This is a genomic window from Halomonas sp. A3H3, from assembly GCF_000982975.1.
GTDB lineage: Bacteria > Pseudomonadota > Gammaproteobacteria > Pseudomonadales > Halomonadaceae > Vreelandella > Vreelandella titanicae.
The window spans coordinates 5451606-5473680 of sequence record NZ_HG423343.1; the positions used below are offsets into that span (position 1 = coordinate 5451606).

At 54.6% G+C, this 22075-nt stretch carries 25 protein-coding genes and 1 pseudogene; 2 read left to right on the forward strand and 24 right to left on the reverse strand.

Going from position 1 to position 22075, the window contains the following annotated elements; genetic code table 11:
- Window positions 1-34: 34 nt before the first annotated feature.
- The 21 genes and pseudogenes from HALA3H3_RS24715 to HALA3H3_RS24820 all read right to left on the reverse strand — a co-directional run bounded on the left by HALA3H3_RS24715 (window position 35) and on the right by HALA3H3_RS24820 (window position 19051).
- Window positions 35-1093, reverse strand: coding sequence for a hypothetical protein (locus HALA3H3_RS24715; protein ID WP_022519750.1), 1059 nt, complete (start codon window positions 1091-1093; stop codon window positions 35-37).
- Entirely contained in the window at window positions 1090-1809 is a 720-nt protein-coding gene (locus HALA3H3_RS24720) for a hypothetical protein (protein ID WP_022519751.1), read from the reverse strand. Before HALA3H3_RS24720 ends, HALA3H3_RS24715 begins: the two co-directional genes overlap by 4 nt.
- Window positions 1806-2471, reverse strand: a complete 666-nt coding sequence (locus HALA3H3_RS24725) for a hypothetical protein (RefSeq protein ID WP_022519752.1) — start codon at window positions 2469-2471, stop codon at window positions 1806-1808. The genes HALA3H3_RS24720 and HALA3H3_RS24725 overlap by 4 nt, the downstream gene beginning before the upstream one ends.
- Before the next feature lie 32 nt (window positions 2472-2503).
- On the reverse strand, window positions 2504-3325 hold the full coding sequence (locus tag HALA3H3_RS24730) for an SH3 domain-containing protein (protein WP_144410439.1): 822 nt from the start codon (window positions 3323-3325) through the stop codon (window positions 2504-2506).
- Between the two features lie 837 nt (window positions 3326-4162).
- Window positions 4163-5179 carry a c-type cytochrome gene (locus HALA3H3_RS24735; RefSeq protein ID WP_022519754.1) on the reverse strand — a complete coding sequence of 339 codons (1017 nt, stop codon included), beginning with the start codon at window positions 5177-5179 and terminating at the stop codon, window positions 4163-4165.
- The gene (locus tag HALA3H3_RS24740; protein WP_022519755.1) at window positions 5176-5841 is read right to left on the reverse strand and encodes a c-type cytochrome; all 666 of its coding nucleotides are present in this window, start codon (window positions 5839-5841) and stop codon (window positions 5176-5178) included. The genes HALA3H3_RS24735 and HALA3H3_RS24740 overlap by 4 nt, the downstream gene beginning before the upstream one ends.
- 27 nt (window positions 5842-5868) lie before the next feature.
- Complete coding sequence (locus HALA3H3_RS24745; protein WP_022519756.1) at window positions 5869-7188, reverse strand: ATP-binding protein; 1320 nt, start codon at window positions 7186-7188, stop codon at window positions 5869-5871.
- A complete protein-coding gene (locus HALA3H3_RS24750) occupies window positions 7185-7886 on the reverse strand; it encodes a response regulator (RefSeq protein WP_022519757.1) in 702 nt (233 codons plus the stop codon). The genes HALA3H3_RS24745 and HALA3H3_RS24750 overlap by 4 nt, the downstream gene beginning before the upstream one ends.
- 42 nt (window positions 7887-7928) lie before the next feature.
- Window positions 7929-8114 (reverse strand): hypothetical protein, encoded by a 186-nt coding sequence (locus HALA3H3_RS24755; RefSeq protein ID WP_053857102.1) that lies wholly within the window; start codon window positions 8112-8114, stop codon window positions 7929-7931.
- A gap of 527 nt (window positions 8115-8641) precedes the next feature.
- Entirely contained in the window at window positions 8642-9886 is a 1245-nt protein-coding gene (locus HALA3H3_RS24760) for a benzoate/H(+) symporter BenE family transporter (RefSeq protein WP_022519759.1), read from the reverse strand.
- Between the two features lie 71 nt (window positions 9887-9957).
- Window positions 9958-10743 carry a benzoate diol dehydrogenase BenD gene (gene benD / locus HALA3H3_RS24765; protein ID WP_022519760.1) on the reverse strand — a complete coding sequence of 262 codons (786 nt, stop codon included), beginning with the start codon at window positions 10741-10743 and terminating at the stop codon, window positions 9958-9960.
- Window positions 10740-11765, reverse strand: a complete 1026-nt coding sequence (benC, locus tag HALA3H3_RS24770; protein WP_022519761.1) for a benzoate 1,2-dioxygenase electron transfer component BenC — start codon at window positions 11763-11765, stop codon at window positions 10740-10742. The genes benD and benC overlap by 4 nt, the downstream gene beginning before the upstream one ends.
- A gap of 312 nt (window positions 11766-12077) precedes the next feature.
- On the reverse strand, window positions 12078-13526 hold the full coding sequence (gene tnpC, locus HALA3H3_RS24775; protein ID WP_022519762.1) for an IS66 family transposase: 1449 nt from the start codon (window positions 13524-13526) through the stop codon (window positions 12078-12080).
- Window positions 13527-13792: 266 nt separating this feature from the next.
- Window positions 13793-14212 carry a c-type cytochrome gene (locus HALA3H3_RS24785; RefSeq protein ID WP_022519763.1) on the reverse strand — a complete coding sequence of 140 codons (420 nt, stop codon included), beginning with the start codon at window positions 14210-14212 and terminating at the stop codon, window positions 13793-13795.
- 243 nt (window positions 14213-14455) lie between these two features.
- A pseudogene (locus HALA3H3_RS24790) lies at window positions 14456-14866 on the reverse strand (transposase); the annotation flags it as partial.
- A 29-nt stretch (window positions 14867-14895) separates the two neighbouring features.
- On the reverse strand, window positions 14896-15165 hold the full coding sequence (locus HALA3H3_RS24795; protein ID WP_022519664.1) for a hypothetical protein: 270 nt from the start codon (window positions 15163-15165) through the stop codon (window positions 14896-14898).
- Window positions 15155-16807, reverse strand: a complete 1653-nt coding sequence (tnpC, locus tag HALA3H3_RS24800) for an IS66 family transposase (protein WP_022519765.1) — start codon at window positions 16805-16807, stop codon at window positions 15155-15157. The genes HALA3H3_RS24795 and tnpC (HALA3H3_RS24800) overlap by 11 nt, the downstream gene beginning before the upstream one ends.
- 28 nt (window positions 16808-16835) lie before the next feature.
- The gene (gene tnpB, locus HALA3H3_RS24805; protein ID WP_016915087.1) at window positions 16836-17180 is read right to left on the reverse strand and encodes an IS66 family insertion sequence element accessory protein TnpB; all 345 of its coding nucleotides are present in this window, start codon (window positions 17178-17180) and stop codon (window positions 16836-16838) included.
- The gene (gene tnpA, locus HALA3H3_RS24810; protein WP_022519766.1) at window positions 17177-17467 is read right to left on the reverse strand and encodes an IS66 family insertion sequence element accessory protein TnpA; all 291 of its coding nucleotides are present in this window, start codon (window positions 17465-17467) and stop codon (window positions 17177-17179) included. Before tnpA ends, tnpB begins: the two co-directional genes overlap by 4 nt.
- Window positions 17468-17605: 138 nt before the next feature.
- A complete protein-coding gene (locus HALA3H3_RS24815; RefSeq protein WP_022519767.1) occupies window positions 17606-17800 on the reverse strand; it encodes an MbcA/ParS/Xre antitoxin family protein in 195 nt (64 codons plus the stop codon).
- 627 nt (window positions 17801-18427) lie between these two features.
- The gene (locus HALA3H3_RS24820) at window positions 18428-19051 is read right to left on the reverse strand and encodes a hypothetical protein (protein WP_022519769.1); all 624 of its coding nucleotides are present in this window, start codon (window positions 19049-19051) and stop codon (window positions 18428-18430) included.
- A gap of 382 nt (window positions 19052-19433) precedes the next feature.
- On the opposite strand from HALA3H3_RS24820, the gene HALA3H3_RS24825 reads away from it, so the two are divergent.
- On the forward strand, window positions 19434-19904 hold the full coding sequence (locus HALA3H3_RS24825) for a PepSY domain-containing protein (protein WP_022519770.1): 471 nt from the start codon (window positions 19434-19436) through the stop codon (window positions 19902-19904).
- A 55-nt stretch (window positions 19905-19959) separates the two neighbouring features.
- Here HALA3H3_RS24825 and HALA3H3_RS24830 read toward each other — a convergent pair whose 3' ends face one another.
- From HALA3H3_RS24830 to HALA3H3_RS24840, 3 genes are all read right to left on the reverse strand, one after another.
- On the reverse strand, window positions 19960-20412 hold the full coding sequence (locus tag HALA3H3_RS24830; protein ID WP_053857104.1) for a TRAP transporter substrate-binding protein: 453 nt from the start codon (window positions 20410-20412) through the stop codon (window positions 19960-19962).
- Between the two features lie 539 nt (window positions 20413-20951).
- Window positions 20952-21368 (reverse strand): type II toxin-antitoxin system VapC family toxin, encoded by a 417-nt coding sequence (locus tag HALA3H3_RS24835; RefSeq protein WP_022519783.1) that lies wholly within the window; start codon window positions 21366-21368, stop codon window positions 20952-20954.
- Entirely contained in the window at window positions 21365-21619 is a 255-nt protein-coding gene (locus HALA3H3_RS24840; RefSeq protein WP_022519784.1) for a FitA-like ribbon-helix-helix domain-containing protein, read from the reverse strand. The genes HALA3H3_RS24835 and HALA3H3_RS24840 overlap by 4 nt, the downstream gene beginning before the upstream one ends.
- A gap of 110 nt (window positions 21620-21729) precedes the next feature.
- Here HALA3H3_RS24840 and HALA3H3_RS26995 point away from each other — a divergent pair, with 110 nt between their 5' ends.
- Window positions 21730-22035 carry a hypothetical protein gene (locus tag HALA3H3_RS26995; protein WP_022519785.1) on the forward strand — a complete coding sequence of 102 codons (306 nt, stop codon included), beginning with the start codon at window positions 21730-21732 and terminating at the stop codon, window positions 22033-22035.
- Window positions 22036-22075: the final 40 nt, after the last annotated feature.

Here is a 22075-nt window from a genome sequence, read left to right on the forward strand (position 1 = left end):
TCTCACTGATCAGCAGGTTGCTGAACGCCGCCTATTAATGTTCCAACGTTTCATTGGAACGAGGTTTTTGGCGAGGGAAAATAAATCCTAGTATCCATTGCAGTGCCACGTAAATCATCGAGAAGAGCAGCGGTAGCATTGCCTGGAGTGTAGGTTCAGCAAGGATTATGTCCCATGGCCCCGGCTCCATTTCCACAAGATGCCCACCGAATCGACTAACCTTCAACGTCTTGCCGGTGGCGTGGCAAGCAACTTCAATACCCGAAGTATTTAGCCCCGCCACAGAGAATACGCAGGCCGTATCGGCTGGATGGCCTTCGGCATTCATTACCCATACTTCATCACCTAGTTGCAGTTCAAGTTCCATCACGGGGTAGCGGAGATCCGAGAGCAACCGTTTCTCCATCACTACCACACGGCCTGCTCGTAAGACTGGAGGTGGCTCGCCCATGGTGGCCGCATAAGTCTCGCTACCAATGGCACCGACTGCCAGTAAGCTGCCACTGAAGGGAAGCTCTTCAATGCGAACTTCGAGGGAAGCGGAATTTGCCCAATGCCAGGTCGCATTTTCGGACAACACGTTTTCCAGTGTGATTACTGGAATCACACGAGAAAATTCTTTCTCCTCTCCTTGCGGGGCGCTATTTTGCGCTTCGAACAATGATCCAGGAGTTTCTAACCCCCCAGGTTCATACTCCTGCAGCGTGACCTGCAACGGATCGCTGCCGTAGCGCACCATTCGCACATTCGCCCTAGGGCCAATCTCCACTAGGCCGCTGAATGCATAAGACTCAATGGGACTTTCTCCCAGGGGATCCGCAGCGCCCTGCATGACGTCCCCCTGCTCGATGTACCACCGTGTAGCACTAACCCCCGTCGTGACCATATCCAGTATTTCCGTGTCTGCGGCGATATGGAAAGTGCTGGGCTTGCGTAGCGCCTCGGCCAGCAGATAGATCACGCCGGGAAGTAGTACAAAAGTAAGAACCAATCCAGCGGCTTGGCGGCCTAAGTACCGTGTTCTTGAGTGCCATATCACCGCCAAGGCAGCAATCAAGCGATTAACGGAGGAGAGTCGTCTAGGTCGTTTCATGGCGCTAACGGGAAGGGGACTGGTGGGGCGCGGTTAGGGCCCCTAAGACGAACCAGCTCAGTCTGGCCGAATTGCGGTTCACCGTGTTCACGAAGCTCACTAATATCGACCAAGCATTGTCGGTCGAAGGCAATACGCTGAGGATCAGGTATAATATCGCATTCAATGGCTTGCGGTGCCTTGCCCTCGTAAGGAACGACAAGAAAGGTTTGCATACGGCTGCTGTTAATCATGACGGCCAATTTTTGGGCTTCCTCTGGCCGCTCCCAGGAAACAGGCAGAATATGCTGAGCCGGGTGCCCGGGGGCACAATTCTGTTTGACTTCGGCCAGTGCTGTCAGCACATCCGAACGATCCTCAGCATAGAAGGCCGGCTCTCGGCTTTCGAATGTTACGTGAAGCAGAAAAGGCGTCTCGCCTGCTACTAAGGGCGCCCTCAATAGCCCAGTGTAACGCCCATCTCTTGCCAACAAGGACAGGCACAGCTCAGCATTCTCGATATCCATACCCTGCGGCACCCAGACAAAAAGTTCCTTACCATTGGGTTTGCCGCGGTGCTCGAACATGGCCCCCGCGAGCGGCCTTCCCGATATTGGTACGGTGGAAGAGAATCCCTCATCCACCATACGGGCTGTTACCTCCCGCTCGGGAAGCGGCTGGGCATACGCCAGGCTATTGAGCAGCAGACTTATCCCTATTCCCCACCACGCATTCATGACAAACGGATCCGGGCTGGCAAGCTGGCACTCTTACCGTCAGCAAAATCCTCCCCCATGTGCGGACTTCCTATGGCACAGTTCAGCACGCCGGCTAACTCAACACCGGAAAGCTCATTTAATGCTAGTGCACAACTGTATTGAGGAGTGCTATTGCGAGTGTGGCTTTTCAGTTCAATTCGTAATCCTCCGCGAGTCAGCTGGCCCACAAAGTTGTTATTTCTCACGGAAGCCGTTCGGAAGCTTCCAGTAATCTCGTCAGTAGCAGTATTTATCTTCAACTCGGTAAGGATGAGCTCACGGTATAAGTTGTAAGTATAAGCTTGGGCTTGACTAGCCTGAGTTGGCTCGACGATTTCGACGACCAAGAAGTCTCGGCTGTTAATCAGCTGACGCAGCCCTGCGGTCTGCAGCCGCTCATCATCGCTACTCAGTGCCGTCTCCATGGCCATGTTGCGCAGTAGTGAATCCTCACCCTTCATCACCTCTTCGAACACTGCCATTCGCACCGAGGCACTGTCGTCGGCAAGCAGATTGCGCACTCGATCAATAATGCCAGCCCGCTCCTGGGCCGCCTCAAGGCTGGCAAGATCTAACGCCATCAAGGGGGTACTGGCTAATGCTAAGACTAGGCCTACCCAGTAAGCGCGAACATGTTTCATAAGAACCTCTCCCGCAGGTTTGATTGTTGTTGTCAGCGCGCGGTGGTGTTGCGCACTCGCACATAGCCTTCACGGGTTTGCCACCATGGCAGCCCTGTCACCTTTCCGGTTATTTCGACGCTCTGACCCACGCTCAGCCAACGCACCACGGGGGACCACTGGCTAGGCTCCTCGCGGATGGCCGTACGTGCCGTGATAATGGCCGCCCCGCCATGGGGTTCCACAGGCAGGTGGGATGGCGGTAGCTGACTCGGACCGGAAGTCTGGAAGAAGCGAGCCAGAAGATGGCTGAGGGCATCATGTCGATAGGCCCTTACCACGCCATCATCGGTCGTAAGCACCATGCCGACCGGCATGCCGTCCAACAGTAGCTGCGAACCACTGACTCCCTTGAAGGCTTCGTCGCCCTGATCAACCGTCTTCACCTCTACATGACGATCATCTAACCCAGTAAAGAACACAGGATAAGAAACTATGCCGCCCGTCTCACGCACCCGTAGAATCGAACCCTGGCGGCTGTGTGAAACGGCCTCGGTCAGAGTAGCATCGAGGTTATCGATTATCGGCCAGCCCGTACCGCAAGTAATCTTGCCTTGCGAGGCCACACGAATCACCGCGATGTCGTCGCCGAAAGTCGTCTCAAGCGACGCCTGCGCCCAGACACGATCCGCAGACATCACTTTGAGCCCCAGGCCGAAGCCAATCACATGCTCCGGCACGATGGCAAAGCACTCACCACTGCGTACCCGAAGAACGCCCTGGCCTACCTCCTCGGCCTGTACCAGGACAGGATCGGCGGAAGCCAACAGCGTTGTTGTCAAAAAGAGACAACCGCTCAGCAGACATTGCAGCATCACACGCATCCGCGTCCCCACCTTCCTCACTTTGTATTTTCTAAGCATAGCCCAAGATAAACTTTACTCAATCGGCCTAATCATGGTTATTCAACGTAAATCAACAAGCGTTCTCAGAGTTTTATAACTAGAGAATTAGCTATTCATTCTAAAATCGAACGTTATTCACGCTTAATTGCTGTTTGTTGAACCCATTGGAGCGCTTCCAGAACTTTTCAGCTCGAAAACTTATTTAGCTCGTTAGCAGGCTTGTGAAACCAGCAGCGTTGACAGTTGGTCGTCGGTTAGATATTACTCAGAGTCGCCTAAAACCCTGAGGTGGGCTCAATCAGTTGCTTAACCTGATGGAGTCACTAATTTCTAATCCGGTTGTATACCTAGCTCAGGCTGCCAAGGTTACGGGTTTCTTGTAATGCTCCTAGATCATTGCGAGGCAACGTTACCAGTGAGGTAGATGTTGTTGCTTTTGGCCATGAGAATGAGCGGGAAGCCTTAAGTCATCCAGCTATACGCTCGATGAGCTGCTTCATCAGTGTGACAAGGCAGTGGCTGATGACAATGATATTGTCGCTTGGCAAAATCTTAAAAAACGTTCGAGGAGAATGAGCTACTGTTGCTTGCTAGGTCGGTGAAAAGAAAAAAAATTGTTGAAACAGAGTGCTAGCCTGGATTTCTCATAGTACCTCAGCCAGTACCGCACTCAGGCTAGCAATCTCGGGGTTAATCTGCCACCGCCGCCAAAGATTGCTTCGTCGCAAGTTCCTCGCAATGACATAAAGAGGACTCCTCTCAATGACAAAAAATGAAAGTTCCTCATAATCACATTTCGTGACGGTATTACTCCTCGGAAAGGTTTTCAAACCTCGGCATCCCGACGTTCCAGGGTTTAAGGTCGCCCTTCTCCCCGAAGTTGTCGTGATCACCGAGTACATGGCCGTCGTGTTCGCGGGTTTGCCCGTACAGTGAGCGGTTATGGAAGGTCGGGCCAAAACGCTCGGCTGTCTCGGCGACATCGCCCGTGTAGCGGGGGTCCTGGGGGCGCTCTTGGCTGTTTATATAGTAAGCAATATCCCAGGCATCTTGATCGCTGAGCGACCGCGGCTGACCAAGCGGCATATTTTGGTAAATGAAGCCCGCCATGGTTTCTACTCGCGCGATTCCCGCACCCCAATTATTAGAGCCGTCGCCCCAAGGGGCTGGAAATACGTATTCGCCGTTTTCATAGTGGCCCGATCCATCCTTTTGGTGGCAAATCGAACAGTTTTCCTGGTAAGCCGCTTCGCCCCTAGCATAGTCGGGCTCTTCAGCTGGCTCATCCGGTGCGGGGAAGCCACGCCCATAGATCGGTTTGTCTGGATACATCGGCGCACCGGTGGCCAGCCATTGATGGTAGGCGCTCAGCGCCAGCATTTCATCGCTGCCATACTCCGGTGGCGCACCATTCATGGAATAAGCAAAGCAACCTGCGATACGTTCTTCCAGGTTATTCACATGCTGATTCTTACCACGAAAATCCGGCAGCGTGATAGCCGCGGCCCACACTGGCGCACTGAACGGCACCCGCCCTTCGCCCAAATGACAGCTAGAGCAGTTCATATCATTGAACACGTTCTCACCACGCAACTGCTGCGTATTGGTGAATAGATCATGCCCATAGCGGATGACTTTCTTCAGCTCCGGATGAAGTTCGGAATTCTCAAGGTCTTCCATGGTGGGGGGCTCGTGTACCAGCATATTCAGCGCAGCGTCTGGACGCTCTTCTGGCTGGGCAAAAACCGTGGCTGTATAAACGGTACCGAACGCCAGCGAGCAGCCGGTCAGGGTTATGACGAGGGAGCGACGACAGATGGTCATTGTGCTGTCTCCTGTTCTTCTGAACCGGGTTGCATGGCATACCAGGCAGACACCGCCTGAATGTCGTTATCGCTCATGCGTTTGGCAATGGCCCCCATGAGATTCTGTGGGTCGTTGATGCGTGTCTCGTTTTTCCACGCCCTCAACTGAGCGCTGATATAGCCAGCATGCTGGCTGGCGACACCTGGGAAGGTGCTGCCAACGCCCGTACCACCGGGCCCGTGGCAGCTTTGGCAGGAAACAATGTAGGCGTTCCAATCGCCGCGTTCGGCAAGCTGTTGACCCCGCGCCAGCAGCGCTTCGTCGGCCTCATCGCCGCCTTGCCCCGGCGTTACCGGCATTTGGCTATAGTATTCGGCAACATCGGCTATTTGCTGATCGTCGAGCATATTGGCAAACGTCATCATGGTCGCATTTTGACGCTGCCCGGCTTTAAAGTCGTGCAACTGCTTAGCGATATAGTCCGCATTCAGCCCCGCTAAGCGCGGCCATGACTCACCATTGGGCACATTCATACCGCTGCCATCGGCCTGATGACAGGCTGTGCAGGTAGCCGCTGCAGCCTGGCCTCGCTCCGCGTCACCCTGCTGCGCCAGCGCGCCTCCAGTGACTAAGCTAATCCCTATCAGCAGGCCAAACCTGCTTAAGTATTTTTTATTCATCTCGGTTTCTCCCTTGCGTTATCGTTGTTAACTACCCGCCACTGGCACCACCAGACGGGCGGTAAAACCACCTCCAGCAGGGCTGACAAACGTCACTTCGCCACCAAAACGTTCGGCGATAGCAGCCACAATGGCTAACCCCAGTCCACTGCCTTGCTGTTTACTGGCGCGCCAGAATCGTTGAGTTAATTGTTCAAGCGTCGCGCCATCAACACCTGGGCCTTGGTCGCTAACGCTAAAGGTAAGATGGCGCTCCCCTGGCTCCCACTGCGCATCAAAGTTAACGGGGGCATCGGCGGGCCCATGGTTAATAGCGTTATTGAGCAAATTACGCAGCGCGGTGATAGCCAATTCGCGGGGCATCGCAAGGGCGACATCGGGCCAATGGGGCGACACTACAAAGCGGGCTGATTTGTTGTGCTGGCTATCCGCCAGGGCGTGTTCGGCCACATCTGCGACGCGACTAGCCTCACCATCATCAAAGCGCACACGCCCCTCTACGCGAGCCAGCGTGAGCAGTTGGTCAAGGGTTGAGCTCAACCGCACCACTCCCTCTTCAGCATAGTTGAGCGATGTTATTGCGGCCGGACCTTCGACCCGGCGAGCCACTTGCAGGTGGGTTTTGATCGCGGTAAGCGGTGTGCGCAGTTCGTGGGCGGCATCGTTTGTAAAGCGCTGCTCACGGATAATGGTTTGCTGTACGCGCGCCAAGAGCGCATTAAGGGTTTCAATCAGTGGCCGTATCTCTTTGGGTAGGCCGTAGGTGGCGACCGGAGCCAGTGCATCGGGGTGGCGATTGGCCAGCGATTCGCGCAGCCGTGTTAGCGGTGCTAAGCCACGCCAAACCCCCAGCCAAAGCGCAAACATGCTGCCTACCAGCGCTACGATAAAGGGCACCACGGTCATGCGTATAACGCCGCCGAGCAGCATATCGCGCTCATCCATACGATCAGCGGTGGTAATCACGATGCCACCGCGCTCGTAGGTAAATACCCGCCAGGTCACGTCGCCTGCCTGGCGATAAGTGTGGCCGCCCTCTCCCGGGGCGAGAATAGCGTCCATGTCGGCATGGGTGCGCGCCATGATTTCGCCTTGGGGCGAGTGCACTTGGCAGGCCAGCCCCTCAATGGGCGGAATAGACAGCACTGGATGCTCGGCATCCTCCCATACGTCAAACGGCAGCTGCAGGACTAACCCGGCCACCATTCTTGCCGACTGCGCTAAGCGCTGATCCAGGGTTTCCACAAACTTCTCTTCCAGGTCGCGCATCAGCCACGCCGCCGCCACACCCCAGAGCAGTGCCAGCGTTAATCCCAGAGTCAGCAGCAAGCGCGCGCGTAAACTCATAGCTGCCCCTTGTAGGGCGTACCAGCCACATGTACCGCCTCGGGTTTGCCCAACCGATAGCCAAGCCCGCGCACTGTTTCAATCACGCCGCTGCCCAACTTGCGGCGCAGGTGGTGGATATGCACATTCAGCGCATTGCTCTCAACATCGTCGTTCATACCGTAAAGGCTATCTTTAAGCTGGTCGGCTGACAGGACGCTGCGTGGCGATTGCAGGAAGGTTTCAAGCAGCACCAGCTCCCGGCGAGACAGCATAATCAGCTGTTCATCGACGTAGACCTCCCTAGCCGTTGGATCTAAGCAGAGTGCGCCATGGGCAATCAGGCCGCTGCTGCGCCCTGCTACTCGGCGTAACAAGGCGTGTAAACGCGCTACCAACTCATCTAAATCGAAAGGTTTCACCAGATAGTCGTCGGCGCCGCCCTGCAGTCCATCCACTCGGTCACGCACCGCATCCCTTGCGGTTAACACCAGCACGGGAACGTCGTTGCCCTGCTCGCGCCACTCGGCCAGCAATTGAAGACCATCGCCATCGGGCAATCCGCGATCAAGAATGACCACATCACTGGCCACCGTTCGCATCGCCTGACGGGCAGCGGTCCCCGTGGAGACGTGATCGACCACAAAGTCGAAGGTCATTAATCCAGCGCGAATACCCGAAGCAACCAGCGGGTCATCTTCAATCAACAAGACGTGCATAGCGGTTTCCCATTTATTACCCATCAGCATGGCGGATGGGCATTAACCCAGCGTTAAGACAAATAAAAACGCCCTTGCTTTGATGGCAAGGGCGCGGGCATGGCAATCGCCGAATAAGGACGAATGGCTAGGCGAGACGCTTCGGTCATTGCCGCCTGCCTGATCAAAGCCAGCAACGGTTTTGACAAAGTCTTGCACTTCGGGGGTATCGAATATCTTCACGGTCATGATGAAACCCTATCGTTGGTTTTCTTGTTGTCTTGGCGCCCGGCGATAGTAGTAGTACGTTTTGGAGAGCAAGTACGCCTATCAAGGGCCTAAAGACGACAGTTGTTGTTATGTTCGCCACTAATATCGATCATGCCGTGACTTCCCGACCAATATCGTTTGAGTTCCCTTCCATACTTGATAGGTATCTCAGATGAAAGTTATGTAGAATATTCACAACCTAATTCGAATCAGCAAAAAATAGCTAACCTTTTATTTTAAAAGAAAAACTATCAAACAATACTACTAAGCCTGCTAATAACATTCAGTTTGACTCCTCATTCACTTAAGCTTTAAACCGATATAGTGGCGTTTGTGAGACATAGCTCTCATCTGACCCACTCAAAAGGAGTAACAATTAATTTCAACTTGCGACAAAAGGATAAAGGGACTGTCAAACGTCAAATGGGACAAAAAAGACCCGCACTGCAAAAGCAGACACGGGCCAAGGAGGATAACCACTATAAAGTTGCAGGAGTTGTATGAGATCAGCCGCTCTTTTTAGCTACCTCACGGGTGAAAATAAACTCGAAGTCCTTGGTTTCGAAGATTGCTGAAACGACCACGCCTAATACCAACGCCCAAAACGTGGCGCCGATGCCGAGAATCTGAATGCCGGATGCAGCAATTAAAAAAGCAAACAACGCGCCTATTTCATGTTTCTTGCCTGCAAAGGCGATAGCCATCGAGGAGGTAATGACCCGCATAAGTGCCAGCCCGGCGATAATGGCGATAAAGTAGCGCGGCGTAGCCTCCAGCAGACTGACGACATAGCCGTAGAAAGGCGCGGCAAGCACAAAGATAGCCCCAGCAATCACCGCCGCCACCCAACGTTTGTCATGAACGCCAGCTTCCGGGGAGGCGCAGACACCGGTCATGGGTGCGGCTATACAAGTACTGTGCAGGTTGAAAAAAGCCGACACCATGGTGCCGACGCCGCCCACCGCAGTGATTCCATTAGCGGGCACTTCTTTGTAACCCATTCCCTTCACTAGGCCGACACCCGCCGGTGTTTCCATTCCGACTAGAATAATAGCGAGTGGCAGGCCGTAGGTCAGAAAAGCTCCAAGAGTAAACTCAGGCATGATGAACTCAGGGAAACGAACGGTTGCTTCTATACCGGACAGATCCACGCCAGTCGCTATCAGGTACAAAATGCCCGCCAGCATCGCCACAACCAGAGGCGGAACCTTACGTAAGAGGCGAGCAGAGAGGAAAAAAGCCAGGATCATGATAGAGGCTGGCACGATAGCGCTCTCCAACGGCTTAACCATGTTGAGGCCAAAGCTAAGTAGCATACCGCCCACCATGCCCATCACTATTGGCATCGGTATCAAACGCATAACGATACCCATCACCCCGGTCACGCCAGCAACTAGCGTAATAGCCCCCGCAATCAAACTTGCACCTAATGCAGCCTCTAAGCCGATTACAGGGATAACCGCTGCGAACATTAATGCACCGGGGATGGAGTTAGCCATTGGCAACGGCAATCGGTAATAGGCTGGCATGAATAGTCCAAACAGGCCGTTGATCATCAGGTAGCTGATCACCCAAATCATGATGAAGGAGGAGTCCAGGCCGGCAGAGGTACCGGCGCTAATGTGGACTACTCCAACACTGAGCCCTAAGATTCCCGCGACTAAACCTGTACTGGCATTTTCAGCATTGAGGTCGCGCAGGAAATCGCGGGGCGCATGCCTTAGGCTGACGCCTTTCTCAATATGTTTCACGGTTTGCTCCAGGGAATTACTGTACTTAGCGTTATCGTTGATACTTCTTTAGCGTTGCCTTAGGTAATTTACTAATAGCCCTGGTCGCCTCCGCCCACTGGCAGCACGCTGCCGGTGATGTAGCTCGCCTCATCGGAGGCCAGGAACAGAATCGGCGCGGCCATCTCGTCGAGCGTGCCGTAGCGTTTCATCAGGCAGCTCTGCTTGGTTTGGTCGATATGCGCCTGGAACCAGGCCCGTTCGGTATCGTTGCGGGGCTCGGGCGTGCCGCGGGAAATCCGGCGCGGCGGTGCTTCCGTGCCCCCGATGGCAGCAGCCGCCACGCGGATCCCAGCATCAGCGTATTCGAAGGCCAGCGACTCGGTCAGCGCATTGACCCCCCCCTTGGCCGCCGAGTAAGGGATCCGGTGGATGCCCCGCGCCGCCACTGAAGAGACATTGACGATCACGCCGCTACCCTGCGCTACCATGGTCGGCAGTACCGCACGGCAGCACCAAAGCGTAGGCATTAGAGAACGGTTGATCTCTGCCGCAATTTGCGACTCGGTAAACTCGGTAAACGGCTTGAAATTAATCGCGCCGCCTACGTTGTTAACCAGAATATCGATACGGCCAAAGTGAGCGAGCGCCACCTGAATCGCTTGCTCAGCGCCTTCCCATGTTTCCAGGTCGGCTTGTACCGCAATCACGTCACTTCCTTGCTTGCTTATTTCAGCGACAACCTCATGGATTTGGTCAGCGCGATCTACCAATACCAAGCGGGCGCCTTCAGCGGCGGCACGCTCAGCCACCCGCTGCCCAATTCCTTGCGCAGCGCCGGTAATCACCATTACTTTGTCATGAAAGCGGTGTGTCATGATGCGCTCCCTGCTTCATTGGGGGTGAACTTCTCATAGTGGAAGCTCTGAGGCTTGATGCCTTCAGCGTCGAAGTACTTCAGCACGGCATCTACCATCGGGGGTGGGCCACACAGGTAAACGTCCACATCGCCGTCATGCATTACCTCGGCGTCCATGTGGTGCGTCACGTAACCTTTACGCGAATGCTCGCTAGCCTCGTCGACCACTACGGTGGCGTAGGTAAAGCTAGGAATTTTTTCTACGAAGGCATCTAGCGCATCCGTTTTGACCAGGTGGTCATCTTTATTGACGCCGTAAATCATATGAATCGGTGCATCACAGCCCTTTTCGACCAATTGCGCTAACATGGAGAGAAACGGAGCCAGACCCGTGCCGCCAGCAAGCATAAGCACCGGGCGCTTCACTTCTCGCAGGTAGAAGCTGCCCAGCGGGCCAGTCAGCGTAAGCTTTTCTCCCACCGCCGCGCGCTCGGTTAAGTAGCCGCTCATTGCCCCGTTGGGGATGTTGCGAATTAAGAAGGTGGCGCGCTTATCCCCCGGCAAGGAGCTGAAAGAGTAGGAGCGGTGCACTTCCGTGCCGGGCACATCAATATGAATGTACTGCCCCGGCAGAAAGGCGAGGCCCTCGGCATCATCCAAATCAACGACTAGCTCAATACTATCTTCGGAAAGTTGCTCAACTGCTGCTACCGTGCTCTCAACCTTGCCCACCTGTGTTTTACACAGCGTGGATGCCACTGGCACTTGAATAACGCAATCCGAAGAAGGCACCATCTGGCACGTGAGCACCTGGCCTTCAGCCGCTTCCTCATCGGAAAGCGCATCTTCCAGATACTCGTCACCCATGTCGAATTCGCCCTGTTCGCAGTGGCCTTTGCAGGTGCCACATACACCGTCAGAGCAGTCCATCGGTAGGTTAACTTTTTGCCGGTAAGCGGCGTCGAGAACAGTCTCCCCCTCTTTACAGCCAATAAAGCGGGTAACGCCGTCCTCAAAGTTGAGGGCAATGGTATAACTCATGGTTAATTCTCCTCTCCCCTCAGGTCACACGTGATATACGTCGATGACTTGATGGATATAGTCGTTATTTAACTGCACGACTTTTCTTGTGATCAGTGGGCGCTCACCCGACACGTCCAGGGTGTAGAAGCACGTGCCGAAGAAGCTGTCGGTCTTCTTGTATTCGAAGGAGCAAGGGGGCTCCATCTACCACTTAATCCGGATACCCAGTATTTCTACTATAGCGCTATGGCTGCCTACGCAGGTGACCCTAGGGGGATGCACTATTTAGGGCACGCTTTCCATTATGGCCACGGTGTAAATATTGAGTAACTATTCAGCACCGGTTGGCTGAGTCGGGGCTTCTTGCTGCATGAAGGCTGGCACCTCCCCCGCAAACAGTTGCTCCAGTGCGGTATGCGCCGCTACCCCTTGCTTGACGGCGGTCGAGAGAAAGCTACGCATGCGGCAGAAGATCTCAGCACCCTCCCAGGAGCGGAAACAGCCCGAGATTTTCTGCTGGACCTTGGTCATTCGCAGATCGCGTTCCCCCTGGTTGTTGGTGAAGGGAGCGGCAGGGTCGTCAAGGAAGCGCAACACGTCGTCCTCGTACGCCTGGAGGCGTTCCAGGAGGTTGCGCGACTTGGTGCGCTTGGCCCGGCCTCGCGTTCCAGGTGGCGGTTTCACCGGCGGGGGGCACTCGGCGTCCCCTTTCGCCAGGCAATCTCGATAGCGCTGCCGCCAGGCTCGGGTCTCATCGGCCGAGAGGCAGCCGTCGGCCACCTCCACGGCGCGATGCATCTCCAACAACAGGTCATGCAAGGCCTTGGCCCATGCCTGGCCATCGTTCTCCCAGGCCGCTGTCAGCTCCCGAAGGTGGTGCGCATTACAGAGCGCGTGCCGGCAATCCGGATAGCGGTAGTAGGGCTTCCAGTGATCATGCACCAGCACGCCACGCACGAAGGGCAATACGCCGATGGCGTCCATCGCTTCCTGGCCGCGCTTGGGGTGCGGGGCCAACCAGGTCAGGGCCTCGTTGGAGGCGCTGTGTAGCCAGTAGCGTTTGCCACCGACCTGCATTCCGGTTTCATCGGCATGGACGGTGGCTGCTTCACGTAGCGCCGGGATCACCCACTCGGCGAACGCCTCGGCCCGCTGGTAGGCCTCCTGGTTGAAGGCGAACAGGGTGCCGGTGCTCAGCGACAGGCCGCACTGCGAGGTGAGCAACTCGCGGATACGCGCATAGGGCAACAGCTGATACTGGGAGAGATAGACGACATGCGCCTTGAGGCGAGGGCCATACTGGATGGGGCGAGTCACGCCCTCGGGGAATGGCGCCACGTAGCGTTGCCCCTGATCATCTTCGAGGACCTCAGCCTGATATTCGGTGACCACGGCCTGGATTACGATGTCCTGCACTTGGCGCGTTTCGACGCCGACCGGGCGGTAAGAACGCCCCTTGGGGAGTTGCCGACGATCGACACGGAGCTTGACCACCTCGTCGGGGTCCGTCACCGGCGCCAACGTCTTACCCTCATGCCCTGGCTGTCCGCCGGGGCGCCGCTCGCCCTTGGCGCGCGAGCGGCGCTGGCGATTGGGATCCTGGGACGGTGGCTTGCTGCTGTTGCGGCTACTGGTGGCCAGGCGATCGGCCATGAGCTTGACCAGCAGCATCAGCACATCGATGGCGGCACGCAGCGACGGCGAGACCGTCTGGTCTTCCTTGAGCTGCTGCCGGACCCGCTCCAGGGCCTCGTCGACGTTGATATCGCTGATGGTCATATCACCGCATAGGTGTGCCGAATGATGCTGTGCACTATGCCAGAAAAATCAGCTGGTTGGCGATATCCCATCCGCAGCCACCTGAATAGTTACCTTTTTCATAACACTCTCCTTTGCATTGGCTGGCTTTATAGCCAGACATTCTTAGTATATACAATATGCCTGAATATAAACTGAAAGTGCTGACCAGCAGTTTGACGAGCGTCAAGGTTGAGCCGAGGCCATCAGCCACTGCCCTCCGTTTGTAGGCCGATTGTACGGAGAGGCTAGAGCCCACCCCTGTCGAGCCATGCATCGTAGATCCGCTGGTCCCATTTGCTCTGGAAGTAGGCGATGGCGGCTTTTTTGTCGTCCTTGGAGAGTTCGTCTTCGAAAGCCGGCATTTGACCCCCTATGGGGGCGCCGCCCTTATTGATGGTATGCATCAGCATGTCGAATGGATGGTGCCAGGCATGAGCGGAGCCGTTGAGGGGCGGCGGAGGATAAGAGCCATCCTGCAGGGGACTTTTCCAATTGAAGGTGCCTTGGGCATTGCCGCCATGACAGCTTGCGCAGTTCTCAGAAAAGACGGTTTTCCCGCGCTCGACCTGTGTTTGCGTATACCAGCGACCCTCCACCGTCTGGTCGCCACAGCCGCTGATCAATGCGACCAAAAGAAGGCCTAGTGATGCCCTTGCCATCCGCATCGTGTTTTTCTCCTCCCTGAATCCGTGATGCCGGCGTCGACACTTTCCCTATCGCCGTCAGCGAGCATTTTTTGACCTCCGATTCCGTCTCAACCGCCGAATGCATCTCTGCCATGGCCAACCATAGCGGCATCGGCCGGCGACGATAACCCGTTTGCTCATGCATTGCTACCCGCCGGGTACGGTGATGCTGGCTGCCGGTGACCGTCAGCCCTCTGCGTGGTGCCTTTGTCCGACAGACGATCAGCATGGCGTGCCTCGCGGATAGCGCAGGCGGCTTCGCAGGGTGTTCAACACCGTCATGCGTCCGATGTCCTGCCCGAAGTCGAGGATGATCTGCCGCGCCTTTTGAACCACGAGCGCCGCACGATGCACCAGCTCTTGTAGCACGGTGCGGATCCGGCGCCGCTTGGCGGGATGGCGCACCGGGCTCAGCTCGCCGGTCATGCCCAGCTGCCCCATCAGCCGCAGGATGTTGTAGGCCAGCTGGGCGAGGTGCAGGATCAGATCGTTGGTGGCGAACTTGCCCGACGGCAGCCGCTCCAGGTCGAGATCGGTCTTGATCTCACTGTGGAATTGCTCGTGGGTGGCATGCGCCTGGTAGCGTTTGATCACCGCCTCCGGCGCCTCGTCCAGGCTGGTCCACCAGCCTTCGTAAGCGTTCATTCCAAGACGTAGTTGACCTACTTCACGTCCCGGAGAGGTCTCAATAACTCCGGCGAGACCTTGTACTGCTTCCTGCCATCCTCATCCAGCACGATCACGCTCTTGCGGTTGATCTTGGTGACAATCCCCAGCACGGGGCCTTCCCGGCTCTCGAAGGTCACTTTCAGGCCCACCCGCAACTGGCTCAGCGCCTGGAGGTTCTCCCGGTCACGCAGTTCATCAATTCGCCGGCAGATGTATTGATTCAGTTCCAGCAACTGGTCGATGCTCATGTCGTCAATGCGCATGAACGGTGGCCTCCGGCTGTTTGTTCTGTCGGTCAGGATGGCGTGGATCGATCAGCGCCCGTAGCGGATTCTCGGCGAACCGGGTTTTCCAGAGACGAGGCGTCAGGTCGCTGACGTCACTGGCCGGATGCTGGCTGATGCGTTGCAGCACGTCCACCAGGTAAGTGTAGGGGGTAATATTGTGCAGCTTGCAGGTGCTGATCAGACTCTGGATGATGCCCAGGTGTTCCGCCCCCAATTCAGTCCAGCAGAACATCCAGTTTTTCTTGCCCATGGGAATGGGGCGTAGTGCCCGCTCGAGGTGGTTGGTGTCTGGCTGCACGTCTGGGTTTTCCAGGAATACGCTCAGGCTGGCTTCCCGGCTGAGCACGTAGTTCAGAGCTTTGGTCAGTGGATCGCTCGGCACCAGGCCGCCTGACGCCAACTGATCCCGGCACCACTGGAAGAAGCCGCTAACGACCGGTTTCGAGTGTTCCAACCGGTACTGACGTTTCTTCTCGCCAGTCAGCCCGTGGGTTCTGATGGTTTCTTCATTCCGGTACAGCGCTGCGATTCGTTGCAGGGCCTCGGTGACGGTTTCCGGGTGATCCTTCTGCGCCTCGATAAAATAACGGCGGCTATGCACCCAGCACTGGGCGTGGGTGACGTTCTCTTGGGCAGCAGCGTAGCGGGCATAGGCCGCGTAGCCGTCACTGATCAGCGTGCCGTTGAACGATTCGCTGAGGATGGCTTCGATGTGGGCACGCCCACGGCTGTTCGAGTAGGTGAACACCACCTCGTCGGCATCGCCGTATAACGGCCAGAACCAGCCGGATTTCAACTTGCCTTTTTGCGGGCCCGCCCGACCCTGGTGACCGGCCTTGATCGGCGTTTCATCCATGGCCAGCACCCGACTGCGCAGCACGTTGTCGGTCTGGGCATCCACAATGGGCCGAAGCAGGTCGATCACGCGCTTGACCAGATTGGTCAGGGTGCTGCGGCTGATTGTGATACCGGCTTGCTGGATGCGCTGGTGCTGACGGTACAGCGGCAGGTGGAACTGGAACTTGTCCACCAGCAACCCGGCCAGCAGACTGACATCGGCCAGGCTGTTGTCCAGCACGTTGAACGGGGCCGGCGTGGTGATGGGCTTGTCACTCCCCTTGCGCCGGAACACCGGGCGCTCCACCTTCAGCACCACGTAACTGGAGGCCCGCTGGGCCAGCCGGTAGGTGGTCTTACTGCCGATTACTTCGTACTGATCGGCCTCCGGCCCTGTCAGCTCTGGCGGCAGATACTCTATGACTTCCACCGGCACATCAGAGGTAAAGCGCAGACCGGTGTCGTTCAGGCAGCCATCGTCGCGCTGCTTCTTGCCGGTGCCACGCTGATAGGCCTTGATGGGGCGTTCTTCTTCGTCAGCAGGCGGCGCCGGTAGCGGCGCTTCCTCTGGCTGGAACAAGCTGTCCTGCCCGGGAAGATCGAACACCTGCTTCTCGGATTTGGGACCGAACAGCTGCTTTTTGAACCAGTCCAGTTGATGCGTCAGCTGACGAATCGCTTCTGCCTGGGCTCCCAACTGCTCCCGCAACACGGCATTCTCCTCGGCCAGAGCCGAGTAGGAAGGTGCATTGGAAGAAGGAGCGGAAGCGGTTGAATTCATGGCCGATATTATATCGAAAGTCGGCCTTCTATACCCCTCGAAAACGCTTGAACTGGCGATATTTCTGCACCTCGATGCCATCGATCAGCAGTTGCAGATCCGTCAGGGTCAGGGCTCGCTGCCCGGAGGCGGATAACGGCACCCGGAACTGGCCCTGCTCCAGGCGCTTGGCCCACAGGCAATAACCGGTGGCGGTGAAGTACAGCATCTTCATCTGGGTCTTGCGACGATTGACGAAGACGAAATACTGGCCACTGAGCGGGTCGTGCTTCAACTGATTCCGAACCAGGGCGCTCAGGCCCCGGAAGGATTTGCGCATGTCTGTGGGTTCGGTACATAGCCAGATGCGCGCCTGGCTATCGAGCCCGATCATCCGTTCTGGCTCAGCCGTAGCTCGACGCCGTTACCCAGGCTGAGCACAATATTCCAGCCTAAGCCGGATGATGGCGACGTGCCCATCAGTGACGACAAATCGAGAAAGCTGGCTTCTCCAGAGTCTGTCGAATTATCGGTCGGCTGATCGGACAGGCGCTTTCGCCAGTTGCAGAAGCTGGAATAGCCAATGTTCTCTTGTTTACAAAACTGCGAAGCTGACAGACCACTGTCACGATGCTGGTCAACCAGGGCCTGCCACTGTTCCGGGGTGCGGTGCTTTCTCATGGGGGTAACCTCGTGTGGGCAAATGTGAGGTTACTGTAGGGCGAATGTCAGCCGGGCGGCAGGACGTCTTAGAATGAACGCTTACTTTTTTTGGGCCGAAAGTATACTGTTTAAATGACGTCAATTCATAAGGAGAGCTCAGACCACGCCACCCCACTCCATCGCGTGCAGCAAACGAGAAACCTGTCTTTTCCCGGTCTCTGTTTTGCAGGCCTTGATCGGGGCTTGGCCACCCAATGCATCGTTTGGGCGAGACAGCCAGTCATACGCTAACTGATTGTTTTCAAAAACCTTAACAGCCAATTTACTGACAGCCGCGTTTTCTCGGTTCATATGAAAACTCCATACTCAAACTTTGCTATCAAATCCAAAGCCTGTCGCGGATCATCCTGCACAACATCAATGGGGCGTTTCCACACCAGTCCTTTGCTTTTGTATATATCCACGACTCTGCTGCAGATCGTTCACCGTCTAATCGTTTTATAACCGCCCGCCAGACCACGATTACAATATTCCCTGATGGTTTTTTTTCAGAATAGATCATCATTCGAATCCACCATTCAAAATTAGCAATATCGCATTAGGAATTAATAACGCCGCCCGAAAAACATGCCATACAATTTCTGAAAACAGCCAAGAGCCACTTATCATCGCATGGATGGTTGATTAATCCATTTTTCTACCTTGGCCAGCAGTTTCACTGAGAGCGAGCCGTGCATTACTAAGAAAGTAGAGTTACGCAAGCATCTAAACGGCAGAGCGGCAGTTAAGTAGCGCAACTTAGAAGATATGTGAAACACGAAGAACTAGTGTCTGATAGTTCTCGTCAACCTGGAGCAGAGAACCCTATTTCAAAAAGTGGGGTTAGGTAGCTAAAACCATCCCGTATGCCCACCAGCACCAGACGGCACCGGAGGCAGGTGTTCATGAACTGCTAGAATTTTCATTGACGGATCTTCATCAATGACCCTCTTGCACGCCCCCAGTCATCTCACTCAGTACAAGATGAAGTTGATCTTGGGCATTTTCGCCAAACCTTGCAACTACCTCTTCGTATTCCGCAATAAGCTTTAATAACACAAAAAGTAGGTTGTTCATCCCTCCACCGAAAATGAACCACTCAATACGCTTGATATGTATTACTTCATCGTCATCCCAAAGAAAATCCATGTGAACGACGCGTTTATCAACCCACGATTTAATTATTTCTCTCAAGGTCTTGCCATCAAGCACTTTCTCATCAAATACTTCATCAACAGATTTGGCACGTTCCTCCATGCGTCGGGCCCGGTAAACATTCTGTAACGTCGAATTTCGCTTTTGGCGATCTGACTCCAGAAAAAGCGTCCGAGTATCTACTAGAATTGATGTTAGGAGAACATCTTTCACAAAAACATCGTCGGGTTCGATATCAGTTAGGCGTAAAATCTTCTGTTTCAAATCACCAAATCTAGCGCTAAATGCCCTCTCAATGCGAGCTTCGATTACTCCGATCCCACCTGCTTTAAGATATTCCCGTGCATCATTAGCCGTTTTCAAGTCAGGCATGAACGGGTTACCTGGTTTCCATCCTAACTCTTTCATGTTCAATTCCTAATTTACATATTCCTGGCACTACCTACTTCCTATAACCATATTTACCAGATGTGGCTAATGAAAGACACGAAATCATCCCTGCATCATGCCAACGCCATTTAGGTTAAGAATGGGGTCACTTTATTTCCGCAGTGTGCTTCTCATATTGATAGTCTAAATCCCACTGCAGGCCCTGTTCCACCCGGACCCCAAAGCCCACCTCGAACTTCGGCTCATAGCTTTTTTACTGATTACTCCGGTCAGCAGCGACCGAGCATTTGGTATCAGCATCCAAGCTCAAATATGAACCAAACATGAACGGAATCATCATCTCAAAGTAAGGTGCTGGCAGGCAAAATGGTTTTATCAACACATCAAAGGAGAACGCAACATGAAAACCAAGCTGGTGATGACGGGTCTTTTAGCAGCAGTGGGACTGGCCGCTGGTGACGCAATGGCCGACGATCGACTGCCTCTGGAGCGTATCGACCAGATATTGACTCATGGTTCGGCCTTTGGCTACCAGCACTATAAAGAACTTGAGGCCAAGAGCAGCGACAGCGTGGAGATTGAAGGTTGGATGGATGATGAATGGTTCGCCGAGGCCAGACTTTCCATTGAGAGCGGTGATAGCCTTAAGGAAAATCGCGAGCGACTCATTACCGGAGCCTGGGGCATGAGCGAAGAGGAAGTACGCCAAGCCTTCGAGGTTGCCGCCGGTGAAGGAATGGTCAGCTTTGAAGAAATCAAAATCGACGAGAAAGGCATGATCGAGATTGAAGGAGAAAACGATCAGGGCCAAGAGCTCGAGGTGAAGGTTCGCCAAGGTGATTCTGCCGTCGCCTCAGTGGAACGCGATTGAGAAAGAGTATAGCTCAGCGTCGAGATAACAACAGACCCCCGTTAAAGGGGGTCTGTTATGAAGACGATAAAAAATGGGGTATCCGGATTATCTGGTTGGTATGCGAGAGAGAAAGGTGGCCGAGAGGACTTGCACCTCCAGGAGTGCGCCCGTGCCGGGCGCACAAGAAAGGCAGATCGACGATCTGCATGGCGGGAACGAAGCCCGATAACTTGGCGGTCGGAATAATCGCTGCTTCCACAGCTCCCATCTGCAACTGTTGGGTGACTTCGACATCATCACCGAGGGTGTTGTTAGGGAAAATTTCTACTGAAATCTCACCGCCACTACGCTCAGCCACCATGTCCCTGAAGCGCTCAGCTGCTAGGTGCTGTGCGCTATCTTCAGGCAAATCATGATGGAACTTGATATGGATATCGGCACTCGCCATGCCGGTGTATACCAAGGTGCCCAACGCGAAACTACAAGCGAGGGCCTTCAGCTTCATGTTCTTAAATTGCTTTTTCATGGTGTGATCCTTGCCATTGCGCCCATTCAGAAAACACTCTTCATGGAGCGAGTTAAGTAACTATTTACTTACTTAAAGAAAAGGCAATTATCATGCCACCTTGAAACATGAGAGATTCTGCGGGTTGTTGAACGTATCTATGCATAAATTCGCACCAACTTTGTGCTAAAGGGCTCAATATGGTGCGAATTTATTCGGGGCCTGATGCCACCCATCAAGCCATCGTCCTCTTAGTCAATTCTTGGCAGGATCGGGCCGGGAGCTCTTTGCCGCCCGGCAGTGTTTGAACAGCTTTTGCATCGAGGGCTTGGGGGTCGAACAGAGCGCGCTACTTGAAGGCTTTGAGGCCGCGCGCAGTTACTCCGTTAAAAAGACGGCCAGTGGTGCTATTCCCAAATATACATGAGCCGATTGCATCATCTATTCAGATCATCTTATGAGCCGAATAAGGTTTATATTCGGCTTATGGGCTAGTCGGAGGGTATGTTGGGGTAAGAAGAATGGGTTAAGCAATTAAAGTGCCCAGCAGACCGCACCAGTTAGGCTTCAAAAGGGTTAATGACGTCCACATTGGCTGCCTCAAAAGGAGCCATATCTCTGGAGGCGACTTGATAGCCTTGTGATACGGCAATAGCAGCAATGTAGCCATCCGGCACAGGAAAACCACGCCCGGCGGTTCTGGCTGTCACGGCTAGCTCTGCATACTTGCGAGCGGCGTCAACGTCAAAGGACAAAATCCGCCCTCTGAACAACTCCACAAGGCCGCCCAAGGTCTCGCTCAACATGTCCTTGCGCTTCCCGTTGGGCAGCGCCGCAATACCAAATAACAACTCTGCAAGTGTGACACTAGACAGGTATAACGTTTCAGCCGACTGCTCATTAAGCCAAGCTCTGACGGCTGGATCAGGCTCGGGTTTCATCGCCTCGGAAACGACATTGGTATCCAGAACGATCATTCAAACCTCATCGGTTCAGCAGGCGTCTTGTCACGCACCTTTTCAAAGACCGCTACGTCTTCATTGGTCAACCCGATCTTGCGACCCAAATCAGCCAGGGCATCACCCATTTTGAGGCGACTTTCTGGCCGTGTGATCTCTTCCAGGATGGCCCGCACCTCAGCCTCGGCGCTGCGGTGATTCTGCTTGGCTCGCGCTTTTAGTGCATTGTGTACTTCGTCAGGAATGCTTCTAATAGTCATCATGCCCATAGCCCAAACTCCTATTGCATGTGGTAAGCGCAGCTGCGCTCCAACTGCATTCAGTATAGTATACTGGATGCAAAAGGAAAGCACTTGCAACTCTGCTTTTCAGAAGTAACGTGTACTTTAAGGATATTTTGCAACCGCAAAGCGATGCCTGCATAACTAATCCCGTGGAGAACACTCCCGCACCAATTGCTGACATATTTGGTCAAGAGGCTGCTTTTGTGGCCAAAAGACAATCAGATTATGGTCACACCGGCTTCTTTGCTGAGCGGGTACTACTGATCCGCCAAAACGGCTATTCATTACTGACTATGAACCATTGCATCAGGTTATTTCATGGCATGGGGAATGTCTGCCATCCTCAGCAGCCAAATACAGAAAGGGCAGTCACTTGGACTGCCCTTTCGTTTTATGTGTGAAGCGGGAATACGTAAATGAAAGCACGGATCAGCGCTGACC